This is a genomic window from Collinsella aerofaciens, from assembly GCF_015558785.1.
Classification (GTDB): Bacteria; Actinomycetota; Coriobacteriia; order Coriobacteriales; family Coriobacteriaceae; genus Collinsella; species Collinsella aerofaciens_P.
Genome location: NZ_JADMOP010000019.1, coordinates 19,824 through 36,090, shown reverse-complemented (window position 1 = coordinate 36,090; position 16,267 = coordinate 19,824). Strand labels below are relative to the sequence as shown.

General features: G+C 58.5%; 13 protein-coding genes. 4 read left to right on the top strand and 9 right to left on the bottom strand.

The features are described from left to right. Positions 1-234 precede the first annotated feature (234 nt). The 5 genes from I2G40_RS08520 to I2G40_RS08500 form a co-directional block, all read right to left on the bottom strand. Complete coding sequence (locus tag I2G40_RS08520; protein ID WP_195544797.1) at positions 235-1,350, bottom strand: SIS domain-containing protein; 1,116 nt, start codon at positions 1,348-1,350, stop codon at positions 235-237. A gap of 194 nt (positions 1,351-1,544) precedes the next feature. After that, positions 1,545-2,258 carry a GntR family transcriptional regulator gene (locus tag I2G40_RS08515; protein WP_117638248.1) on the bottom strand — a complete coding sequence of 238 codons (714 nt, stop codon included), beginning with the start codon at positions 2,256-2,258 and terminating at the stop codon, positions 1,545-1,547. Continuing rightward, positions 2,243-3,010 carry a GntR family transcriptional regulator gene (locus I2G40_RS08510; RefSeq protein ID WP_117564862.1) on the bottom strand — a complete coding sequence of 256 codons (768 nt, stop codon included), beginning with the start codon at positions 3,008-3,010 and terminating at the stop codon, positions 2,243-2,245. Before I2G40_RS08510 ends, I2G40_RS08515 begins: the two co-directional genes overlap by 16 nt. Positions 3,011-3,048: 38 nt before the next feature. Further along, complete coding sequence (locus tag I2G40_RS08505; RefSeq protein ID WP_035137745.1) at positions 3,049-3,537, bottom strand: hypothetical protein; 489 nt, start codon at positions 3,535-3,537, stop codon at positions 3,049-3,051. 248 nt (positions 3,538-3,785) lie between these two features. Continuing rightward, complete coding sequence (locus I2G40_RS08500) at positions 3,786-4,814, bottom strand: LacI family DNA-binding transcriptional regulator (protein WP_195544796.1); 1,029 nt, start codon at positions 4,812-4,814, stop codon at positions 3,786-3,788. Between the two features lie 183 nt (positions 4,815-4,997). Between I2G40_RS08500 and murB the strand changes: the two genes are divergently transcribed. Continuing rightward, the gene (gene murB, locus I2G40_RS08495; protein ID WP_195544795.1) at positions 4,998-5,960 is read left to right on the top strand and encodes a UDP-N-acetylmuramate dehydrogenase; all 963 of its coding nucleotides are present in this window, start codon (positions 4,998-5,000) and stop codon (positions 5,958-5,960) included. A gap of 228 nt (positions 5,961-6,188) precedes the next feature. Here murB and I2G40_RS08490 read toward each other — a convergent pair whose 3' ends face one another. Continuing rightward, entirely contained in the window at positions 6,189-7,394 is a 1,206-nt protein-coding gene (locus I2G40_RS08490; RefSeq protein ID WP_006235871.1) for a coiled-coil domain-containing protein, read from the bottom strand. A gap of 267 nt (positions 7,395-7,661) precedes the next feature. On the opposite strand from I2G40_RS08490, the gene galE reads away from it, so the two are divergent. From galE to glgP, 3 genes are all read left to right on the top strand, one after another. Further along, on the top strand, positions 7,662-8,723 hold the full coding sequence (gene galE / locus I2G40_RS08485; protein WP_195544794.1) for a UDP-glucose 4-epimerase GalE: 1,062 nt from the start codon (positions 7,662-7,664) through the stop codon (positions 8,721-8,723). A 208-nt stretch (positions 8,724-8,931) separates the two neighbouring features. After that, positions 8,932-10,449: a 4-alpha-glucanotransferase gene (gene malQ / locus I2G40_RS08480; protein WP_324252596.1), complete on the top strand. Its 1,518-nt coding sequence runs from the start codon at positions 8,932-8,934 to the stop codon at positions 10,447-10,449. A 126-nt stretch (positions 10,450-10,575) separates the two neighbouring features. After that, complete coding sequence (gene glgP, locus I2G40_RS08475; protein ID WP_229090730.1) at positions 10,576-12,843, top strand: glycogen/starch/alpha-glucan family phosphorylase; 2,268 nt, start codon at positions 10,576-10,578, stop codon at positions 12,841-12,843. Positions 12,844-13,299: 456 nt separating this feature from the next. On the opposite strand, the gene I2G40_RS08470 is transcribed toward glgP, so the two are convergent. The 3 genes from I2G40_RS08470 to I2G40_RS08460 form a co-directional block, all read right to left on the bottom strand. Then, positions 13,300-14,499: an ABC transporter ATP-binding protein gene (locus tag I2G40_RS08470; protein WP_195544792.1), complete on the bottom strand. Its 1,200-nt coding sequence runs from the start codon at positions 14,497-14,499 to the stop codon at positions 13,300-13,302. A gap of 68 nt (positions 14,500-14,567) precedes the next feature. Further along, complete coding sequence (locus tag I2G40_RS08465) at positions 14,568-15,407, bottom strand: carbohydrate ABC transporter permease (RefSeq protein WP_195544791.1); 840 nt, start codon at positions 15,405-15,407, stop codon at positions 14,568-14,570. Beyond that, on the bottom strand, positions 15,407-16,261 hold the full coding sequence (locus I2G40_RS08460) for a carbohydrate ABC transporter permease (RefSeq protein WP_055285610.1): 855 nt from the start codon (positions 16,259-16,261) through the stop codon (positions 15,407-15,409). The genes I2G40_RS08465 and I2G40_RS08460 overlap by 1 nt, the downstream gene beginning before the upstream one ends. Positions 16,262-16,267: the final 6 nt, after the last annotated feature.

Below are 16,267 nucleotides of genomic sequence, written 5' to 3'. Positions count from 1 at the left end.
TGAGCTCGTCCCAGGTGCCGCCGACGCCCATCAGGAACACGGCGTCGTAGCCCTCGTCGGCGACCTTGTCGGCGAGCGCGGTCATCTTCTTGCCGGTCTCGTAGAGCGCCTTACCGTCCTCGAGATAGCCCTCCTGGTCGAAATGCATGATCTCGATCTTCTCGGTTTCCTTCATTTGTCTCTCCTTTCTGGGGTTGTTTCCACATCCCCCATGCCAACGGGCATCAAACCCGCTTACATTCCGTAACACTCGGCCGCTTTGGCCTTAAGCGCATTGACTGACTCTTCGTAGCCCTCTGCCTTGACCTCCATTTGCTTGGAGACGGCATCAAGATACGGGTGCACGTCCCATGACTTCAGACGTTCGGCGATCATTGCCGCAATCGTCTGGAAGAACACCAAATTGGGAATTGCGCTGAGCAGCGGAGCCACCTGAGGCACCGCAACCTCGTGAGCCTTACCCCTGGGATGGGCCGTGAGCAGCACCGTTTTTGTCGTAACGTTCGATAGCGCATCGGCGATATTCGCAAGACGCTCCGACCCCTGCGGATCGTCGACGATAAACACCAGATAGCCCGGAACGATCTGCATCTCGGGACCGTGGACGAACTCCTCGCCTTCGTGATGCATGGCAGGAATCTTGATGGTCTCGCTCAGCTTGAGCGCCGCCTCCTCGGCAACGCCGTAGTTGGGGCCGTTGCCGACGACCATGGCGGGCATGTGCTCAGAAAGCTCGAGCATGTGGTCTTGGACATATGCCTCGGCGGTCTTGCACATCACGGCATTAGCCTGGATAGCCTCGCGCAGGCCATCAAGACGCTGAGCAACGCCCTTGGCGTCAATCGTTCCGCGCGCCTGACCGCCGTAAATACCAAAGAGCACCAGGTACTCAACGAGAACCTCGACGCCCAGAGTCACAAAGTCCACCGACTCGACACCCACACCGTAGTCAAGAACGATGTCGGCGTGTTCCTTGATGGGTGCCTCGACGTTTGCCGTGAGCGCAACTGCAGCCATATCGTGTGCGCGCATGTAATCAAGAGCCGCAATCGTATTGGTCGAATAGCCACTCTGCGAGACGGCGATGTTGAGCGCATGCTGCGGATAGGTGTGTTCAAAATCGACGAAGGCCTCGGGCGTCACAACGGACACCTGCATCTGCAGCGCATCTTGCAGGTAATCGCGGGCGCAATCGGCGGCATGGCGCGACGAACCCGAAGCAACGATGCGCAGTGCGTTAAAAGAACCGGACTGGAAAATATCAACGAGCTGCGCTACCAGCTCAGACGAACGCTCGAGGTTCTCCCCCATACGCACATGGGCAAGCTGAACGTAATCGAGCATCTTCATCGTCTCACCTCGTTACAAATCATTAGTATTTGATACCAATCACAGTTACAGGATACGGCTTTTTGATACCTCTCTGTCGATTAATTTATCCCCTTCGGCGAACGGTCGATTTTGGGCCCTGTAAGGTTGTATATACGGTCTGCTCAACGAATCAAAATTCCGTCAACTTTTCAGCCCGTTATGCAAAAAACCAGCTAGTACGTATAGGTATATCCACCCGCATCACCGCGGTTAAACGACTTGACGTACTCGATCGCCTGGCCGCTCGCATCGAAGCTCACACACTCAAGCGTCAAGGCAAGATCGCCCTGCTCCAGTCCAAGCAGGCCGGCATCTCGCGCGCCCAACGCTTCGATATCGAGCTTTTCCTGTGCCATGACCGGCTTTCGGCCCAACATCTCATAGGTCTCGTACAAACTGAAGACCGACACGTCAATATCTTCGATTGTGGGAAACAGCAGGCACGGGATGAACGCCATCTCAATCGATACGGGATCGCCGTTGACGCAGTTCAAACGCCGAATCGAATACAGCAAATCGTCCTCGGCAATGCCAAACAGGTTGGCATAATATGGGCCCGCATAACGCTTGGAACGCGCGAGGATGCGGACGGACGGCTCGCCGCCCGAAGCACGAACCGACTCGCGAAAGCCTCCTGTTCGCTCGTAGGCAACGGGCACTTTCTGCGCCACAAACGCGCCCTTTCCGCGGACGCGTCGAATCTGCCCGCGCCGAACCAGCTCATCGACAGCACTTCGGATGGTCAAGCGTGTCGTACCAAATTCCTCGGCGAGGTCTTTTTCGGACGGAATCATGGAACCCGTGGGATATATGCCACGCTCGATACGCTCCTCAATGCGACGTCGTATGCGCATATAAACCGGGGTGGCATCTACTGTTTCAGCCATTGTTCACCTGCCACGCTCCTCATGCCGTTCTTTTCACCGTTATCGGCAAAGCGGAACTTTGTGGGCAAAATCACCGATTTGCAATGCTCCACAAAACGCATGTCCTTATCAAATTCGATCGTGCTCTCATAGAACACCGGCGTCCCCTCTTCTTGCTGGAGCAGCTCGGCCTCTTCGGCGTTCAAACGCGAGATGGAGATATGCTCACGTCCATGCTCAACGCGCACGCCACCTTCTTTGAGCAAGACATCGTAAAGGCTCTCACACTCAAAATCGTGCTCGGGAAGCGATGGGCACAGGGACAGGTTAACGTGAGCGGTCTCGATTGACGCCGGCTCGCCCTCAATAAGTCGAACGCGCTGCATGCGGAGCAAGGGAGCGCCTACAGCCACCCCAAGCTTGTCGGCAAGCGCCTCATCCGCCTCGATGGTCCCGGTGGAAACCAGACGAGAAGAGGGGTGCAGGCCGGCAGTCCGCACAGCATCGGAAAAGTTATACGTTTCCTGGAAGATGTTCAGCGGCTTGGGAGGACACACATACGTGCCCGATCCGCGACGGCTCTCGAGCGTTCCACACGAGATAAGCCGCGTGATACCGGCACGCAACGCCGTACGCGAAACGCCAATCTCTTCGCACAGCACGCGCTCGGCCGGCAGGCGATCGCCGCCGGCAAGCTGATGGTGCTGGATATACCAAAGAATTCCCTCAACAGCACGATCTTTGGGGGGAATTGCATAAGATTCGCCTGCCATTGCACAGACTCCTCATTCAGAAACGTATGCCGCCAAAATTAGGCCAGCCCTCCCATGGCATCAAATTCTGCCTTGATCTTCTCGGCGACATTCCGATACGACTTATATAGACTTGAATCGCGTTTGACTTCGTCGGTCATAACGGGAATCTCTAATTTGGAAACCTCGTCTTTTCCCGTCTGAACCGCCACAACAACGCCCATACCAAGACACATATTACGCTTGGCAGCATTTATTTTTGCTGCCTTGGCAGGATTTGCCAGGATACGCTGGGCAAATTCCTGTTTAGAGACCGCTTCTTCGGCCTCCGGATCGCCCGCCTCGGCCACTTCGCACTGCAACACGTCCGCATAGTCAAAAATCTTCGGCTCGCCGCCGCGCTGATGCACGGCCCACTTGCGGCGCGTGGCATCCTGGTAGATGGCCGGCAAAAATGTAAACCGCGGCGGGTCCAAAATCGTATCCGTGATGGTAAACACATCGGGATCAAAGGCATCCTGCGGGTTTTTCTTCTTGAACAGCCCCATATCAGCCTCCCGTACTAGCATTAAACAACTCAAGCTGAATATAGCACCAATTTCAAGCCGCTGCCTTACCCTATCGGTGCGCGGCGTCTAAGGCTCGCCCAGCGGAAGAGTTAACGGACGAGGGCCGGGGTGCCTGCCTTGTTTTGAGAAGTGGGCTCCGCAAACTTCTCAAAACAAGGCAGGCACCCCGGCCCCGCCGGCAAATAGCGGACACTCCGCATGCAATCTATGCAAACAAACAAGTACGCTTAGCTACATTCGGTAAGTTCGAGCACGCTGCCCTTAACGATAAGCGCCGGCTCCAGGACGACTTCTTCGGCACGCCTGCCGCCCCTACCGGCAAGACGCTTGGACATACAGCCAAAAGCATGCTCCGCAAGGACACCAGGATCCTGCTCAATCGCGGTCAGCGCCGGCTCAAAGAGAACGTCGGCGGCCGAGTTGTCGTAACTCACCACCGAGATGTCGCCCGGGATGCTCTTCCCCATCTCGTGCAAGCGCTTGAGCAGACCGAGGGCGATGTTATCCGAACTTGCGAACACAGCGGTGGCATCAGTTGCGAGCACCGCCTCCGAGGCCTCGTAGGCACTCGGAATGTAGTACTCGCTCTCAAACTCCAAACGTGCGTCGATAGGCAGGCCAACCTCGCGCAGCGCGCGCTCATAGCCGGCAAGTCGCTTACGCCCCGTATTGGAACGGCGCGCGTTAACCAAGCAGGCAATGCGACGGTGGCCCTGCTCGATCAGATAGCGAGTGGCCATGTAGCCACCCATCTCGTGGTCGAACATCACCTTGTCGCACTCGAGCCCCTCAATGGCACGGTCGACCATCACGGCAGGGATAGGCAGATGGCTGACTTCTTCGCGCAGGGCGCGGTCGTCGGAGAACTCGTCGCCTACGACCAGGAAGACGCCATCAACGCCGCGCGTCACCAGCTGGCGCAGCAGCTCCAGATCGTCATCGGCGCTTCCACCCGAGCTGGTAATGAAGAGCGCATAGCCGTCCTCGCGACAGCGCTTTTCCAGGCTACCGGCGAGCGAGGCAAAAAAGCGGCTCTCAATGTTAGGGACGATAAGGCCCAGCGTGCGCGACTCGCGCATGACCAGGCTGCGCGCGATCTGGTTGGGAACATAGTGGCTGCGCGCCGCGACCTCTTTGATGAGCTTGCGGTTTTCTTCCGAGATGCGACAGGGCCGATTATTGAGCACAAGCGAGACCGACGAGGGGGAAAGCCCCACCTCCTGGGCGATCTGCTTGAGGGTGACTTTGTTGGCCATCTCGCTCCTTCCGGGTTTACGCGCAATCTCTTGAAAGTATAGCGACTACCCCTCTACCTCGGTGATAAACACTTTACCAATCCGGTAGACGGCTGTTTTATCGCCGCCAGCGCACCAAATCCGTCCGGGTGGGGTATATTGCAATCGATTGATGACAACGACCACCAAAAGGCGGATATTCGTATGCACGAGAACGACTTTTTTAACGAGGACCTGCTGTGCGCGCTTGCTGGCGTTGCCGGCGAGGACAACGTGCTGATGAGCGAGCCCATGCGCGAGCACACCACGTTTAAGATCGGCGGCCCGGCCGACGTCTTTGTCACGCCCGATACCGAGCAGGGCCTCGTCGCCACGCTCGACACCTGTTATCGCTGCGACCTGCCGCTCACCATCGTGGGCAACGGCTCCGACCTGCTCGTCGGCGACAAGGGTATCCGCGGCGTTGTCGTGGCGCTGAGCAAGGGCCTCTCCGACATTACGGTCGGCGGCACGCATGTCACGGCGGCAGCCGGTGCCTTGCTTTCCGATGTCGCCGCGGCGGCAGCCGAGGCCGGCCTTACCGGCATGGAGCCCATCTCGGGCATCCCCGGATCGGTCGGCGGCGCCTGCTACATGAACGCCGGTGCCTACGGTGCCTGCATGGCCGATGTGCTGGAGTCCGTGCGCGTCTACAAACCCGCTCGCCAGCTCGACGACGGCACCCGCGGCAGCGGCAACATCATCGAGTTCGATGTCGACGAACTCAACCTGGGCTATCGCAAGAGCCGCATTGCCGACGACGGTTTCATCGTGCTTTCGGCCACTTTCAATCTCGCCCCGGGCAACGCCGCGATGATCAAGGCCGACATGGACGACTACCGCCAGCGCCGCGAGGACAAGCAGCCGCTCGACATGCCGAGTGCCGGCTCCACCTTCAAGCGCCCCGAGGGCTACTTTGCCGGCAAACTCATCATGGATGCCGGCCTGCGCGGCCATGCTGTCGGCGGCGCGCAGGTAAGCGAAAAGCACTGCGGCTTTATCGTCAACGCCGACCACGCCACCGCCGCCGACGTTGACGAACTCATCCGCGACATCCAAGCCAAAGTCAAAGAGCAGTTCGACGTAGACCTAGAACCCGAAGTCCACCGAGTCGGCGAATTCCTTTAACAAAGAAGGCCCCGAAAGGGGCCTTCACCATATTTATTCAGATAACCCAGTCCGGTGTGTCGCGCCCCGAACCCGGAAGGTCCGGGACCGCGGGCGAGGCATAAGGTTGGTCGCGAGTTCCGCACGCAAAGAAGGCCACTTAATGTGGCCTTCGTCTTGCGCAGGACTGTAGAGCAGGCAACCTTATGCCTCGCCCGCGGTCCCGGACCAACTTGCTTCAAACCGCAGCTACGACAGCGCAATACCGCCGAGCCAGCCCCAACGCACGCCAGAGCCAGTGCCATAGAAGCTAATAAACGAATCGAGCGACTTAGACGTAATGGCACCCTCGTTGCTCATAACGATGCCGCCGCCAACGTAGATACCCACATGACCGTAGATAAGGCCCGGAGCACCCGTGCCGCTGTGCGAGGAATCGGCCACGATCATGCCCACCTGCAGCGCCGAGCGGTCGGAGCTATAGCACCATGCGTTAAACATATCGCACGCGTTACCACCAAAATAGCCCACGCCGGCGTTACGGAAGACATTGGTGACCCACGCCGCGCACCAGTTCTGACCCGGCGAAGGCGTGGAGTAGCACGCGTTGACGACAGCCTGCTGCTTGCCCGAGCCGGCATTCTGCTGCGGAGTTCCGGGCGCGTACGATCCACCACCCGAGCTCGAACCACCCGAGTAGGAATTGTTCTTGTTCGCGGCAGCCGCGGCAGCGGCAGCCTTCCTAGCGGCCTCCTCAGCCTGGGCGGCAGCGAGGATCTCGGAATCGCGCTGAGCCATGAGCTCCTTGACGTCGTCGGAAAGACCGTTCAGCACGGTCTGGACTTCTTGCTGCTTGGCCTGCATGTCCTGCATCTGGGCAGTCTGCTGGTCCTTGAGCTTCTCTAAGTCGGCCTTCTGCGACTCGAGCTCGGTCTTTTGCGCATCGAGCTCTTCCTGGATGGTCTGAATGTCCTCGATGGCGTCGCGGTCGCTCTTGTTGATCTTCTCAACGTAATGCGCGTTGGCGACGAGTTCCTCAAACGAGCCAGAGGCCAGCAGCAGCGACAGGATGTTCGTGCCGCCGGACTTGTAGCTGGCGGCCACGCGATCGGAAAGGTCGTTGCGCTTCTTCTTGAGCTCGGCCTTCTTTTCATCGATCTGGGCCTGCGTGTCGTCAATCTTGCCCTGGACATTCTCGATGTCGTTGAGGGTCTGGGCATTCTTGTTGGCCAGCGCCGCATACTCATTTGCGATGCTGTCGAGCTGGGCCTGAACCTCGTCGAGCTGGGCCTGGGCGGCATTCAGTTTATCGGTTGTTTCTTTGGAAGCCTCCGCCGCATGGGCGCGAGCGGGCAGGCCAAAAAGAACTGCCGCAGAAGCGGCGCCGAACAGGGCCTTGAGGGCAGTGCGGCGCGAGAGCTCCTGGGAAAGGATGGAATCGCTGTTTGGTGACATATGTACTCCGTTACATGTTTATTTATATGTCGCTCAACTCATACATATTAGCGTACATATGGCGCGTCCCAACGATTTCCACGAACGGCAGGAAACTACAAGGTCAGCGGCTCGTAAGCAAATGCCAAAGATCAGGTTATGCGTACGCAAGCTCTTCTGATGAGTACGTTAGCACAATCCTCTGCTTTTCCCACAGCGCACGATTTGGGCGTCCCTGCCTGCGCTATACTCCCCTGAAGAAGTGTTCCTGATTCGATAGGAGACTACATGTCCAAAGCACTCGACCCCAAAGACACCTGCGTCCTCGTTACCGGTGGCGCCGGCTTTATCGGCTCGCACACCGTCGTTCAGCTGCTCGAAGGTGGCTACCAGGTCGTCATCGTCGATGATCTCTCCAACTCCAGCGCCGTCGCCGTCGAGCGCGTCAAGACCATCGTGGGCGACGAGGCCGCCAAGAACCTCACCTTCTACGAGGCCAACGTGCTCGACCGCGATGCGATGAACAAGATCTTCGATACCCATCAGATCGACCGCGTCATCCACTTTGCCGGCTTTAAGGCCGTCGGCGAGTCGGTGAGCAAGCCCGTCGAATACTACCACAACAACATCGAGAACACCCTGGTGCTCATCGACGTCATGCGCAACCATGGCTGCAAGTCCATCATCTTCTCGAGCTCCTCGACCGTCTACGGCGACCCGGACAACCCGCCCGTCACCGAGGAGGATCCTAAGAAGCCCGCGACCAACCCCTATGGTTGGACCAAGTGGATGATCGAGCAGATCCTTATGGACGTCCACACCGCCGACCCCGAGTGGGACGTCGTGCTGCTCCGTTACTTCAACCCCATCGGCGCTCATCCGTCGGGCCTGATCGGCGAGGACCCCAAGGGCATCCCCAACAACTTGGTGCCCTATGTCGCCCAGGTCGCCGTGGGCAAGCTCGAGGCCGTTCAGGTCTTTGGCAACGACTACCCCACCTCCGACGGCACCGGCGTGCGCGACTACATCCACGTGTGCGATCTGGCCTCTGGTCACGTTGCCGCCCTTAACTGGATGAACGGCAAGACCGGCGTCGAGATCTTTAACCTGGGCACCGGCACCGGCACCTCGGTACTCGAGGTCGTCGCCGCCTTCTCCAAGGCCTGCGGCAAGGAGCTGCCCTACGTGATTCGCGAGCGCCGTGCCGGCGATATCGCCGCCAACTGGTGCGATGCCTCCAAGGCCGAACGCATGATGGGTTGGAAGGCCCAGTACGATATCGCGGACATGTGCCGCGACAGTTGGAATTGGCAGAGCCATAACCCCAACGGCTTCGCCGACGCCGAGTAGCAAAAAACCTACATAGCGTTCTTGCCCCGATCTCACGATGTGAGACCGGGGCTTTTTCATGGCGCGTAACCATTTACCGAAAAGGGGCCAACTTTTTAAACTCGCCTATACATGTTTAAACAACATGTTCTACAATAGGGACATCGACTCTAAAACTCGGGACGGGCTGTTCACCCATCTGCAGGCCGATCCCACAACAAGAAGGTTGGTGAGCACATCCATGGAGCGTGCAAGCGGTGTTCTCATGCCCATCTCGTCTCTGCCCGGACCGTATGGCATCGGCGGCTTTGGCTGGAACGCCTATGACTTTGTCGATTTCCTCGCCTCGTGCAAACAACATTATTGGCAGATTCTGCCCCTTACGACGACGAGCTATGGCGACTCGCCCTATCAGTCGTTCTCGGCCCGTGCGGGCAACCCCAACTTCATCGACTTTGCCGAGCTTATCGAGGCCGGCTATCTGGAGCAGCGAGATATCGACGGCGTGTACCTGGGCTCTGACCCCAGCAATGTCGACTATGGCGCCATCTTTGGTGGTCGTCGTCAGATTCTCGACCGCGCCGCTGAGCGCTTTGCCGCCGACAAGCCGGCCGACTTCGACGACTTTGTCCAAACCAACGAAGACTGGCTCATCCCCTACTGCGAGTTCATGACCGTCAAGGAGGAGTGCGGTCTCAAGGCATTTTGGGAGTGGCCCGCAGAGCTCCGTACCCGTGGCGAGGCTTCTGCCAAGGTTTGCGCCGCCCATCCCGCGCGCATGCTCTACCACCAGATGACGCAGTACTTCTTCAATCGTCAGTGGAGCCGCCTCAAGGCCTATGCCAACGAGCGCGATATCCTCATCATCGGCGACCTGCCCATCTATGTCTCGCGCGACTCCGTCGAGATGTGGGCCACGCCCGAGCTCTTTAAGATCGACGCCGCCGGTAATCCTGTGAGCGTCGCTGGCACGCCGCCCGACCAGTTCTCGGCCACCGGCCAGTACTGGGGCAATCCCATCTACGACTGGGACGCCATGGAAGCCGACGGTTTCTCCTGGTGGGAGGGCCGTATCCGCGCCGCCCTCGACATGTACGATGTCATCCGCCTGGATCACTTCCGCGGCTTCGAGGCCTATTGGGAGGTGCCGTTCTCCTCACCCGATTCGTCCTACGGTTCGTGGACGCAGGGCCCCGGCCTCAAGTTCTTCAAGACGCTCGAGGAAAAGCTCGGCACGCTGCCCATCATCGCCGAAGACCTGGGCTTCCTCACCCCCGGCGTCATCGACATGCGCGACAACTCGGGCTTCCCCGGCATGAAAATCTTGCAGTTCGCCTTTGAGGGCACCAACTCGTACTACCTGCCGCACAACTACATTGCCAACACCGTCGCCTATGTGGGCACGCACGACAACGAGACGGCGCGCGGTTGGTTTGAGGGAACGGCCACCCCGCGCCAGCGCGAGCAGGCGGCCCTATACACCCACCAGCAGGCAGGCGAGCCCATGGCCGATGCACTCAACCGCACCATCGCCGCCAGCGTGAGCGATACCTGCATCTACACCATGCAAGACCTGCTCAATCTGGGCAACGAGGCACGCATCAACACCCCCGCCACCCTGGGCGGCAACTGGACCTGGCGCATGCTCGATGGCGCCATCACCCGCGAGCTCGAGCACAAGCTCACCGACTGGACCGAAACCTACTTCCGCATTCCGTCGGAAGCCGAAATTGAGCTTCCCCAATAGAAGCCACCGCGTCCGACCCCACCCCACCGTGCGGACGCGTCCGTTTTCCCGCGCGAGGCCATCTCAATCCCTCGCGCGGGCTTCTTATGAATTGCAGACATGAAACAACCCATCACAGGAGGAAACATGCCCCAAATTAACCTCATGGAACTCGCCGAGCAGTCCTTTGGTACCTCGCTCGAGCAGCTCGATGACCGTCGTATTTATAAGCTGCTGGTCAAGCTCGTGCAGGAGCGCTCTGCCGCCTGTCCGCTCAACAACGGCAAGAAAAAGCTCTACTACATCTCGGCCGAGTTTTTGATCGGCAAGCTGCTCATCAACAATATGATCGACCTTGGCATCTATGACGAGGTTAAGGACCAGCTCGTCGCCGCCGGCCACGACCTCAACAAGATCGAGGAGTTCGAGGTCGAGCCTTCGCTCGGCAACGGCGGCCTGGGCCGTCTGGCCGCGTGCTTCCTGGATTCCATTGCCACGCTGGGCCTTACCGGCGACGGCGTGGGCCTCAACTACCACTACGGCCTGTTCCGTCAACGCTTTGTCGACAACCAGCAGAAGGCCATCCCCGACGAGTGGCTCGGCGAGCAGGACATCCTGGTCGATGATGACCACTCCTACACCGTCGAGTTCGGCGACTTTGCCGTTACCTCCAAGCTCGTCAACATCGATGTGCCCGGTTATGGCCAGCCCACCAAAAACCGCCTTCGCCTGTTCGACCTGGCAAGTGTCGACGACGGCCTGGTCCCCGGCAGCTCCATCGACTTCGACAAGACCGAGATCGCCAAGAATCTCACCTTGTTCCTTTACCCCGACGATTCCGACGAGCAGGGCCGCCTGCTTCGCATCTACCAGGAATACTTCATGGTGAGCAACGCCGCCCAGCTCCTCATCGACGAGGCCATCGAGCGCGGCAGCAATCTGCACGACTTGGCCGGCTACGCCGTGGTCCAGATCAACGACACGCACCCCACCATGGTCATTCCCGAGCTCATCCGCCTGCTCACCACCAAGCACGACATCGAGTTTGACGAGGCCGTTGCCATCGTGCGCTCCATGGTCGCCTACACCAACCACACGATTCTTGCCGAGGCGCTCGAGAAGTGGCCGCTCACCAGCCTGCAGAAGGTCTCCCCTGCCATCGCCGACATTATCGTCAAGCTCGACGAGGTCGCCAAGGCCGAGCACAACGACCCGCGTGTCGCCATCATCGACGAGTACGACACCGTCCACATGGCCCACATGGACATCCACTTTGGCTTCTCCATCAACGGCGTCGCCGCACTCCACACCAAGATCCTGGAGGACACCGAGCTTCATCCGTTCTACGAGATCTACCCCGAGAAGTTCTCCAACAAGACCAACGGCATCACCTTCCGCCGCTGGATCCAGGGAGCCAACCCCGCGCTCGCCAACCTGCTCGACGATGTGATCGGCACCGACTGGCGCAGCACCGGCGATCTGAGCAAACTCGCCAAGTTCGCCGACGACAAAGATGTTCTTGAGCGCCTGGCTGCCACCAAGACCGAGGCCAAGGCCATCATGCGCCAGTTCATGGCGCTCGAGCAGGGTGTGACCATTCCCTCCAACGCCATCATCGATGTTCAGGTCAAGCGTATCCACGAGTACAAGCGCCAGCAGATGCTCGCGCTCTACATCATCTGGAAGTATCTCGACATCAAAAACGGCAATAAGCCTAAGCACCCCGTCACCATCATCTTTGGCGGCAAGGCAGCGCCTGCCTATACCATCGCTCAGGACATCATCCACCTAATCCTGACGCTGTCCCAGTGGATAGCCAACGACCCCGACGTGGCCCCCTACCTGCAGGTCGTCATGATCGAGAACTACAACGTCACCGCCGCCGAGCGCGTGATTCCCGCCGCCGACATCTCCGAGCAGATCAGCCTGGCCTCCAAAGAGGCGAGCGGCACCTCTAACATGAAGTTCATGCTTAACGGCGCCCTGACCCTGTGCACGCTCGACGGTGCCAACGTGGAGATTGCTGAGCTCGTGGGCGACGAGAACATCTATACCTTTGGCGCCTCGTCCAAACAGGTCGAGCAGCTCTACGCCGACGGCACCTACAACGCCGGCGCGCTCTACCGCAAGCCCGGCATCAAACTGCTGGTGGACTTCATCACCAATCCCGCCTTTATGGCAACCGGCAACGCGGAGCGCCTGCAGCGCCTGCACGACGACATCAAGGGCAAGGACTGGTTTATGGCCCTGCTCGACATTGAGGAATACATCCAGACCAAGGAGCGCGTGCTAGCCGACTACGAGGACCAGGACGCCTGGATGCGCAAGGCGCTGATCAATATCGCCAACGCCGGCACCTTCTCGTCCGACCGCACGATCTCCCAGTACAACGACGAGATTTGGCACCTGGACTAACCCATTCCCCTTGCCCATCCTCTTGAGAAACGGAGTCGTGGCAACACGGCTCCGTTTTTTTGTGCCCGTGCGTTGCCTGTGGCCCGCCTCGACTAAATCGTCTCAATCTGTAACACCTACTCGGCCAAAACGGTCCCACCTGTTACAGATTGAGACATACCGGCCCCTTCCCTTGGGTTTATCTCAATCTGTAACATCTAGCAGCTGAAATTCACCTTTGGTGTTACAGATTTAGATGAAATGGTTAGCTCAGCGGAACCGTCTCGATCTGTAACATCTAACGTCCGAAATCGGCCCTACCCGTTACAGATCGAGACAAACGACCGGCCAGACAACCCCAACACAAAGAAAGGCTCCCCTCTCGCCCAGTGGACGGGAGGGGAGCCTTATATGTGACCGCGGCAAAAGGATGGCAATACCGCAGTCGCCCAAAGGGAGGGCCTGGATGCACCGGGCCTAGATAAGGTTCTTACCAGAGACCTTATCGAAGAGATGGGTCGCGTTCTTCTCGAACTTGAACCAGATGGTGTCGCCAGCCTTGAGTGCACCCTTGGCCTCAAGGTCGACAACGGGAATGATCAGGACAAACTGGCCGTCGGGAGCGGTCACGTGGACATGCTCGGTCGAGCCCATGAGCTCGGTCACCTCGACGGTACCCTGGAGCGCACCCTCCTCGTCCTTGTCGGCAAGCAGAATCTGCTCGGGGCGCACGCCGGCCGTGATCTCCTTCACGTCGCCGCCGTCCCAGTTGAGAGCAAGCTGAGCGCAGGTCTCGGGAGCGAGCGCCACATTCATGTCCTCGGTCTTGACGGTAAAGCCGTTGCCCGAGTGCACCAGCTGGGCATCGAAGAAGTTCATCTGCGGCACGCCGATAAAGCCGGCGACGAAGATGTTCGCGGGGTGGTTGAAGACCTCCTGCGGGGTGGCGATCTGCTGGACGACGCCGTCCTTCATGACCACGATACGATCGCCGAGGGTCATGGCCTCGGTCTGGTCGTGGGTAACGTAGATAAAGGTGCCCTTGATCTCGTGACGCAGCTTGATGAGCTCGGCACGCATTTGGTTACGGAGCTTGGCGTCCAGGTTAGACAGCGGCTCGTCCATCAGGAAGACCTTGGGGTCACGCACGATGGCGCGGCCGATGGCGACGCGCTGACGCTGACCGCCCGAGAGCGCCTTGGGCTTACGGTCGAGGTACTCGGTAATGCCCAGGATCTCGGCAGCAGAGCGAACCTTACGGTCGATCTCGTCCTTGGGGACCTTCTTGAGCTCAAGCGTAAACGCCATGTTCTCGTACACCGTCATATTGGGGTACAGAGCATAGCTCTGGAACACCATGGCAATGTCGCGGTCCTTGGGCGCCACGTCGTTGACGCGCTTGCCGTCGATGAGCACGTCGCCCGAAGTGATGTCCTCCAGGCCAGCGACCATGCGCATCGTCGTGGACTTGCCGCAGCCAGACGGGCCAACGAGAACGACAAACTCCTGGTCATGCACGGTGAGATTAAAGTCCTCTACCGCGAGCACGCCGTCCTCGGTAACCTTGAGGTTGTGCTTCTTCTCCTCGGTCTTCTTCTTTTTGCCAAAGAAGCCCTTCTTTTTGGACTCGTTGTTGGGATACACCTTCTGAACATGTTTGAGAACGATCTCGGCCATGTCTTTACCTTTCGATATGCGGCGCCGCGCTGAGGGGCGCCGCAGAAACTTGCAAAACAGTTACGGCATCAGCCCTTGACGGCACCTGCCACCACGCCGTCGATGATGTACTTCTGGCAGAGGATGTACATGATGACGATGGGGATAACGACCATCATGATGCAGGCCATCATGGGACCGAGCTCGACGTGGCCGTAGCCGCCGCGGAAGTACTGGATCAAGATAGGAATGGTCCTGTACTTGGTGGAGTCGAGGGTAAGGTAGGGCAGCAGATAGTCGTTCCAGACCCACATGGTCTCGAGAATGCCGACCGAAAGATAGGTGGGCTTCATAATGGGGAGGACGATCTTAAAGAACACCTGGACCGGGTTGCAGCCGTCGATCATGGCTGCCTCCTCAATTTCGAGCGGGATGTTCTTTACAAAGCCGGCGAACATAAAGACCGCCAGGCCCGCGCCAAAGCCAAGGTAGATAAAGCAGATGTTGAACGGTGTGTTAAAGCCGATGCGGTCCGCCAAATTGGACAGCGTGAACATGAGCATCTGGAAGGGCACGACCATCGAGAACACGAACAGGTAATAGAAGAAGTTCGAGATCTTGTTGTTGACACGAACCACGTACCAAGCGCACATGGAGCAACACACCAGAATCAGCACGACCGACGTGACCGTGATGATGAGCGAGTACATAAACGCCGAGGCAAAGCCCTGCTCGTTAAGGGCGTGCACGTAGTTTGCGAGACCGTTGAACGTCTCGGGCGTGAGCAGATCGAATGCCGTGGTGGTGCTGATTGCAGTTGCCTTTTTAAAGGAATTGAGCGCAATCATGAACACGGGGTAGATCCATGCGAGCGACAGGATCGTAAAGAAGATCGAGAGCGCACGGTTGATAACCTTATCGCGTTTCATTACTGCTGCACCTCCTTGGACCTCGTGGCCTTAAGCTGGATCATGGAGATTGCTACGACCAGGATGCAGAAGATAACTGCCTTGGCCTGACCGATGCCCTGCCATGCGATGCCAGCACGCGAGTAGAACGTGTTGTAGATGTTCAGGGCGAGCATCTCGGTGGAGTGTGCGGGAGCGCCGCCGGTAAGGGCGAGGTTCTGGTCGAACAGCTTAAAGCCGTTGGTGATGGACAGGAACAGGCAGATGGTGATCGTCGGCATCAGATTGGGGATCTTAACCTTCCAAAACGTCTGCCATGCCGTGGCGCCGTCGACCTTGGCGGCCTCGATGTAGTCGGACGGAATGGACTGCAGACCAGCGATGTAGATGATCATCATGTAGCCGACCTGCTGCCACAGGGTCAGGATGATAAGGCCCCAGAAGCCAGCAGCAGAGTTAAGGGCGATGAGCTGGGCGCCCACGTTGGAGAGCAGGCAGTTGATCAGAATCTGCCAAATGTAGCCCAGCACGATGCCGCCGATCAGGTTAGGCATGAAGAAGATCGTACGGAAGATGTTGGTGCCCTTGAGCGCTTTGCGGGTGAGCGCCTGCGCAATGGCGAGGGCGATCACGTTGATGAGCACCGTCGACAGGAAGGCAAACGCCACGGTAAAGAAGAACGACGTGGCAAACTGCGGATCGGACAGTGCGCGCACGTAGTTCTCGATACCGACAAAGTGCGTATTGTTGATGGTAATAAACTGGCAGAACGAGAGATAGAAGCCCTGGATAAAGGGGATCACGAACCCGATCATAAACGCCAGGCACGTGGGCAGCATAAAGAGCGGCCACCAGCGCTTGAGTGCTTTGCCCATAGAAGG

Coding starts and splice junctions, on each gene's coding strand:
- I2G40_RS08520 (WP_195544797.1), bottom strand. CDS start 1,350: ATGAAGATGCTCGATTACGTTCAGCTTGCCCATGTGCGTATGGGGGAG.
- I2G40_RS08515 (WP_117638248.1), bottom strand. CDS start 2,258: ATGGCTGAAACAGTAGATGCCACCCCGGTTTATATGCGCATACGACGT.
- I2G40_RS08510 (WP_117564862.1), bottom strand. CDS start 3,010: ATGGCAGGCGAATCTTATGCAATTCCCCCCAAAGATCGTGCTGTTGAG.
- I2G40_RS08505 (WP_035137745.1), bottom strand. CDS start 3,537: ATGGGGCTGTTCAAGAAGAAAAACCCGCAGGATGCCTTTGATCCCGAT.
- I2G40_RS08500 (WP_195544796.1), bottom strand. CDS start 4,814: ATGGCCAACAAAGTCACCCTCAAGCAGATCGCCCAGGAGGTGGGGCTT.
- murB (WP_195544795.1), top strand. CDS start 4,998: ATGCACGAGAACGACTTTTTTAACGAGGACCTGCTGTGCGCGCTTGCT.
- I2G40_RS08490 (WP_006235871.1), bottom strand. CDS start 7,394: ATGTCACCAAACAGCGATTCCATCCTTTCCCAGGAGCTCTCGCGCCGC.
- galE (WP_195544794.1), top strand. CDS start 7,662: ATGTCCAAAGCACTCGACCCCAAAGACACCTGCGTCCTCGTTACCGGT.
- glgP (WP_229090730.1), top strand. CDS start 10,576: ATGCCCCAAATTAACCTCATGGAACTCGCCGAGCAGTCCTTTGGTACC.
- I2G40_RS08470 (WP_195544792.1), bottom strand. CDS start 14,499: ATGGCCGAGATCGTTCTCAAACATGTTCAGAAGGTGTATCCCAACAAC.
- I2G40_RS08465 (WP_195544791.1), bottom strand. CDS start 15,407: ATGAAACGCGATAAGGTTATCAACCGTGCGCTCTCGATCTTCTTTACG.
- I2G40_RS08460 (WP_055285610.1), bottom strand. CDS start 16,261: ATGGGCAAAGCACTCAAGCGCTGGTGGCCGCTCTTTATGCTGCCCACG.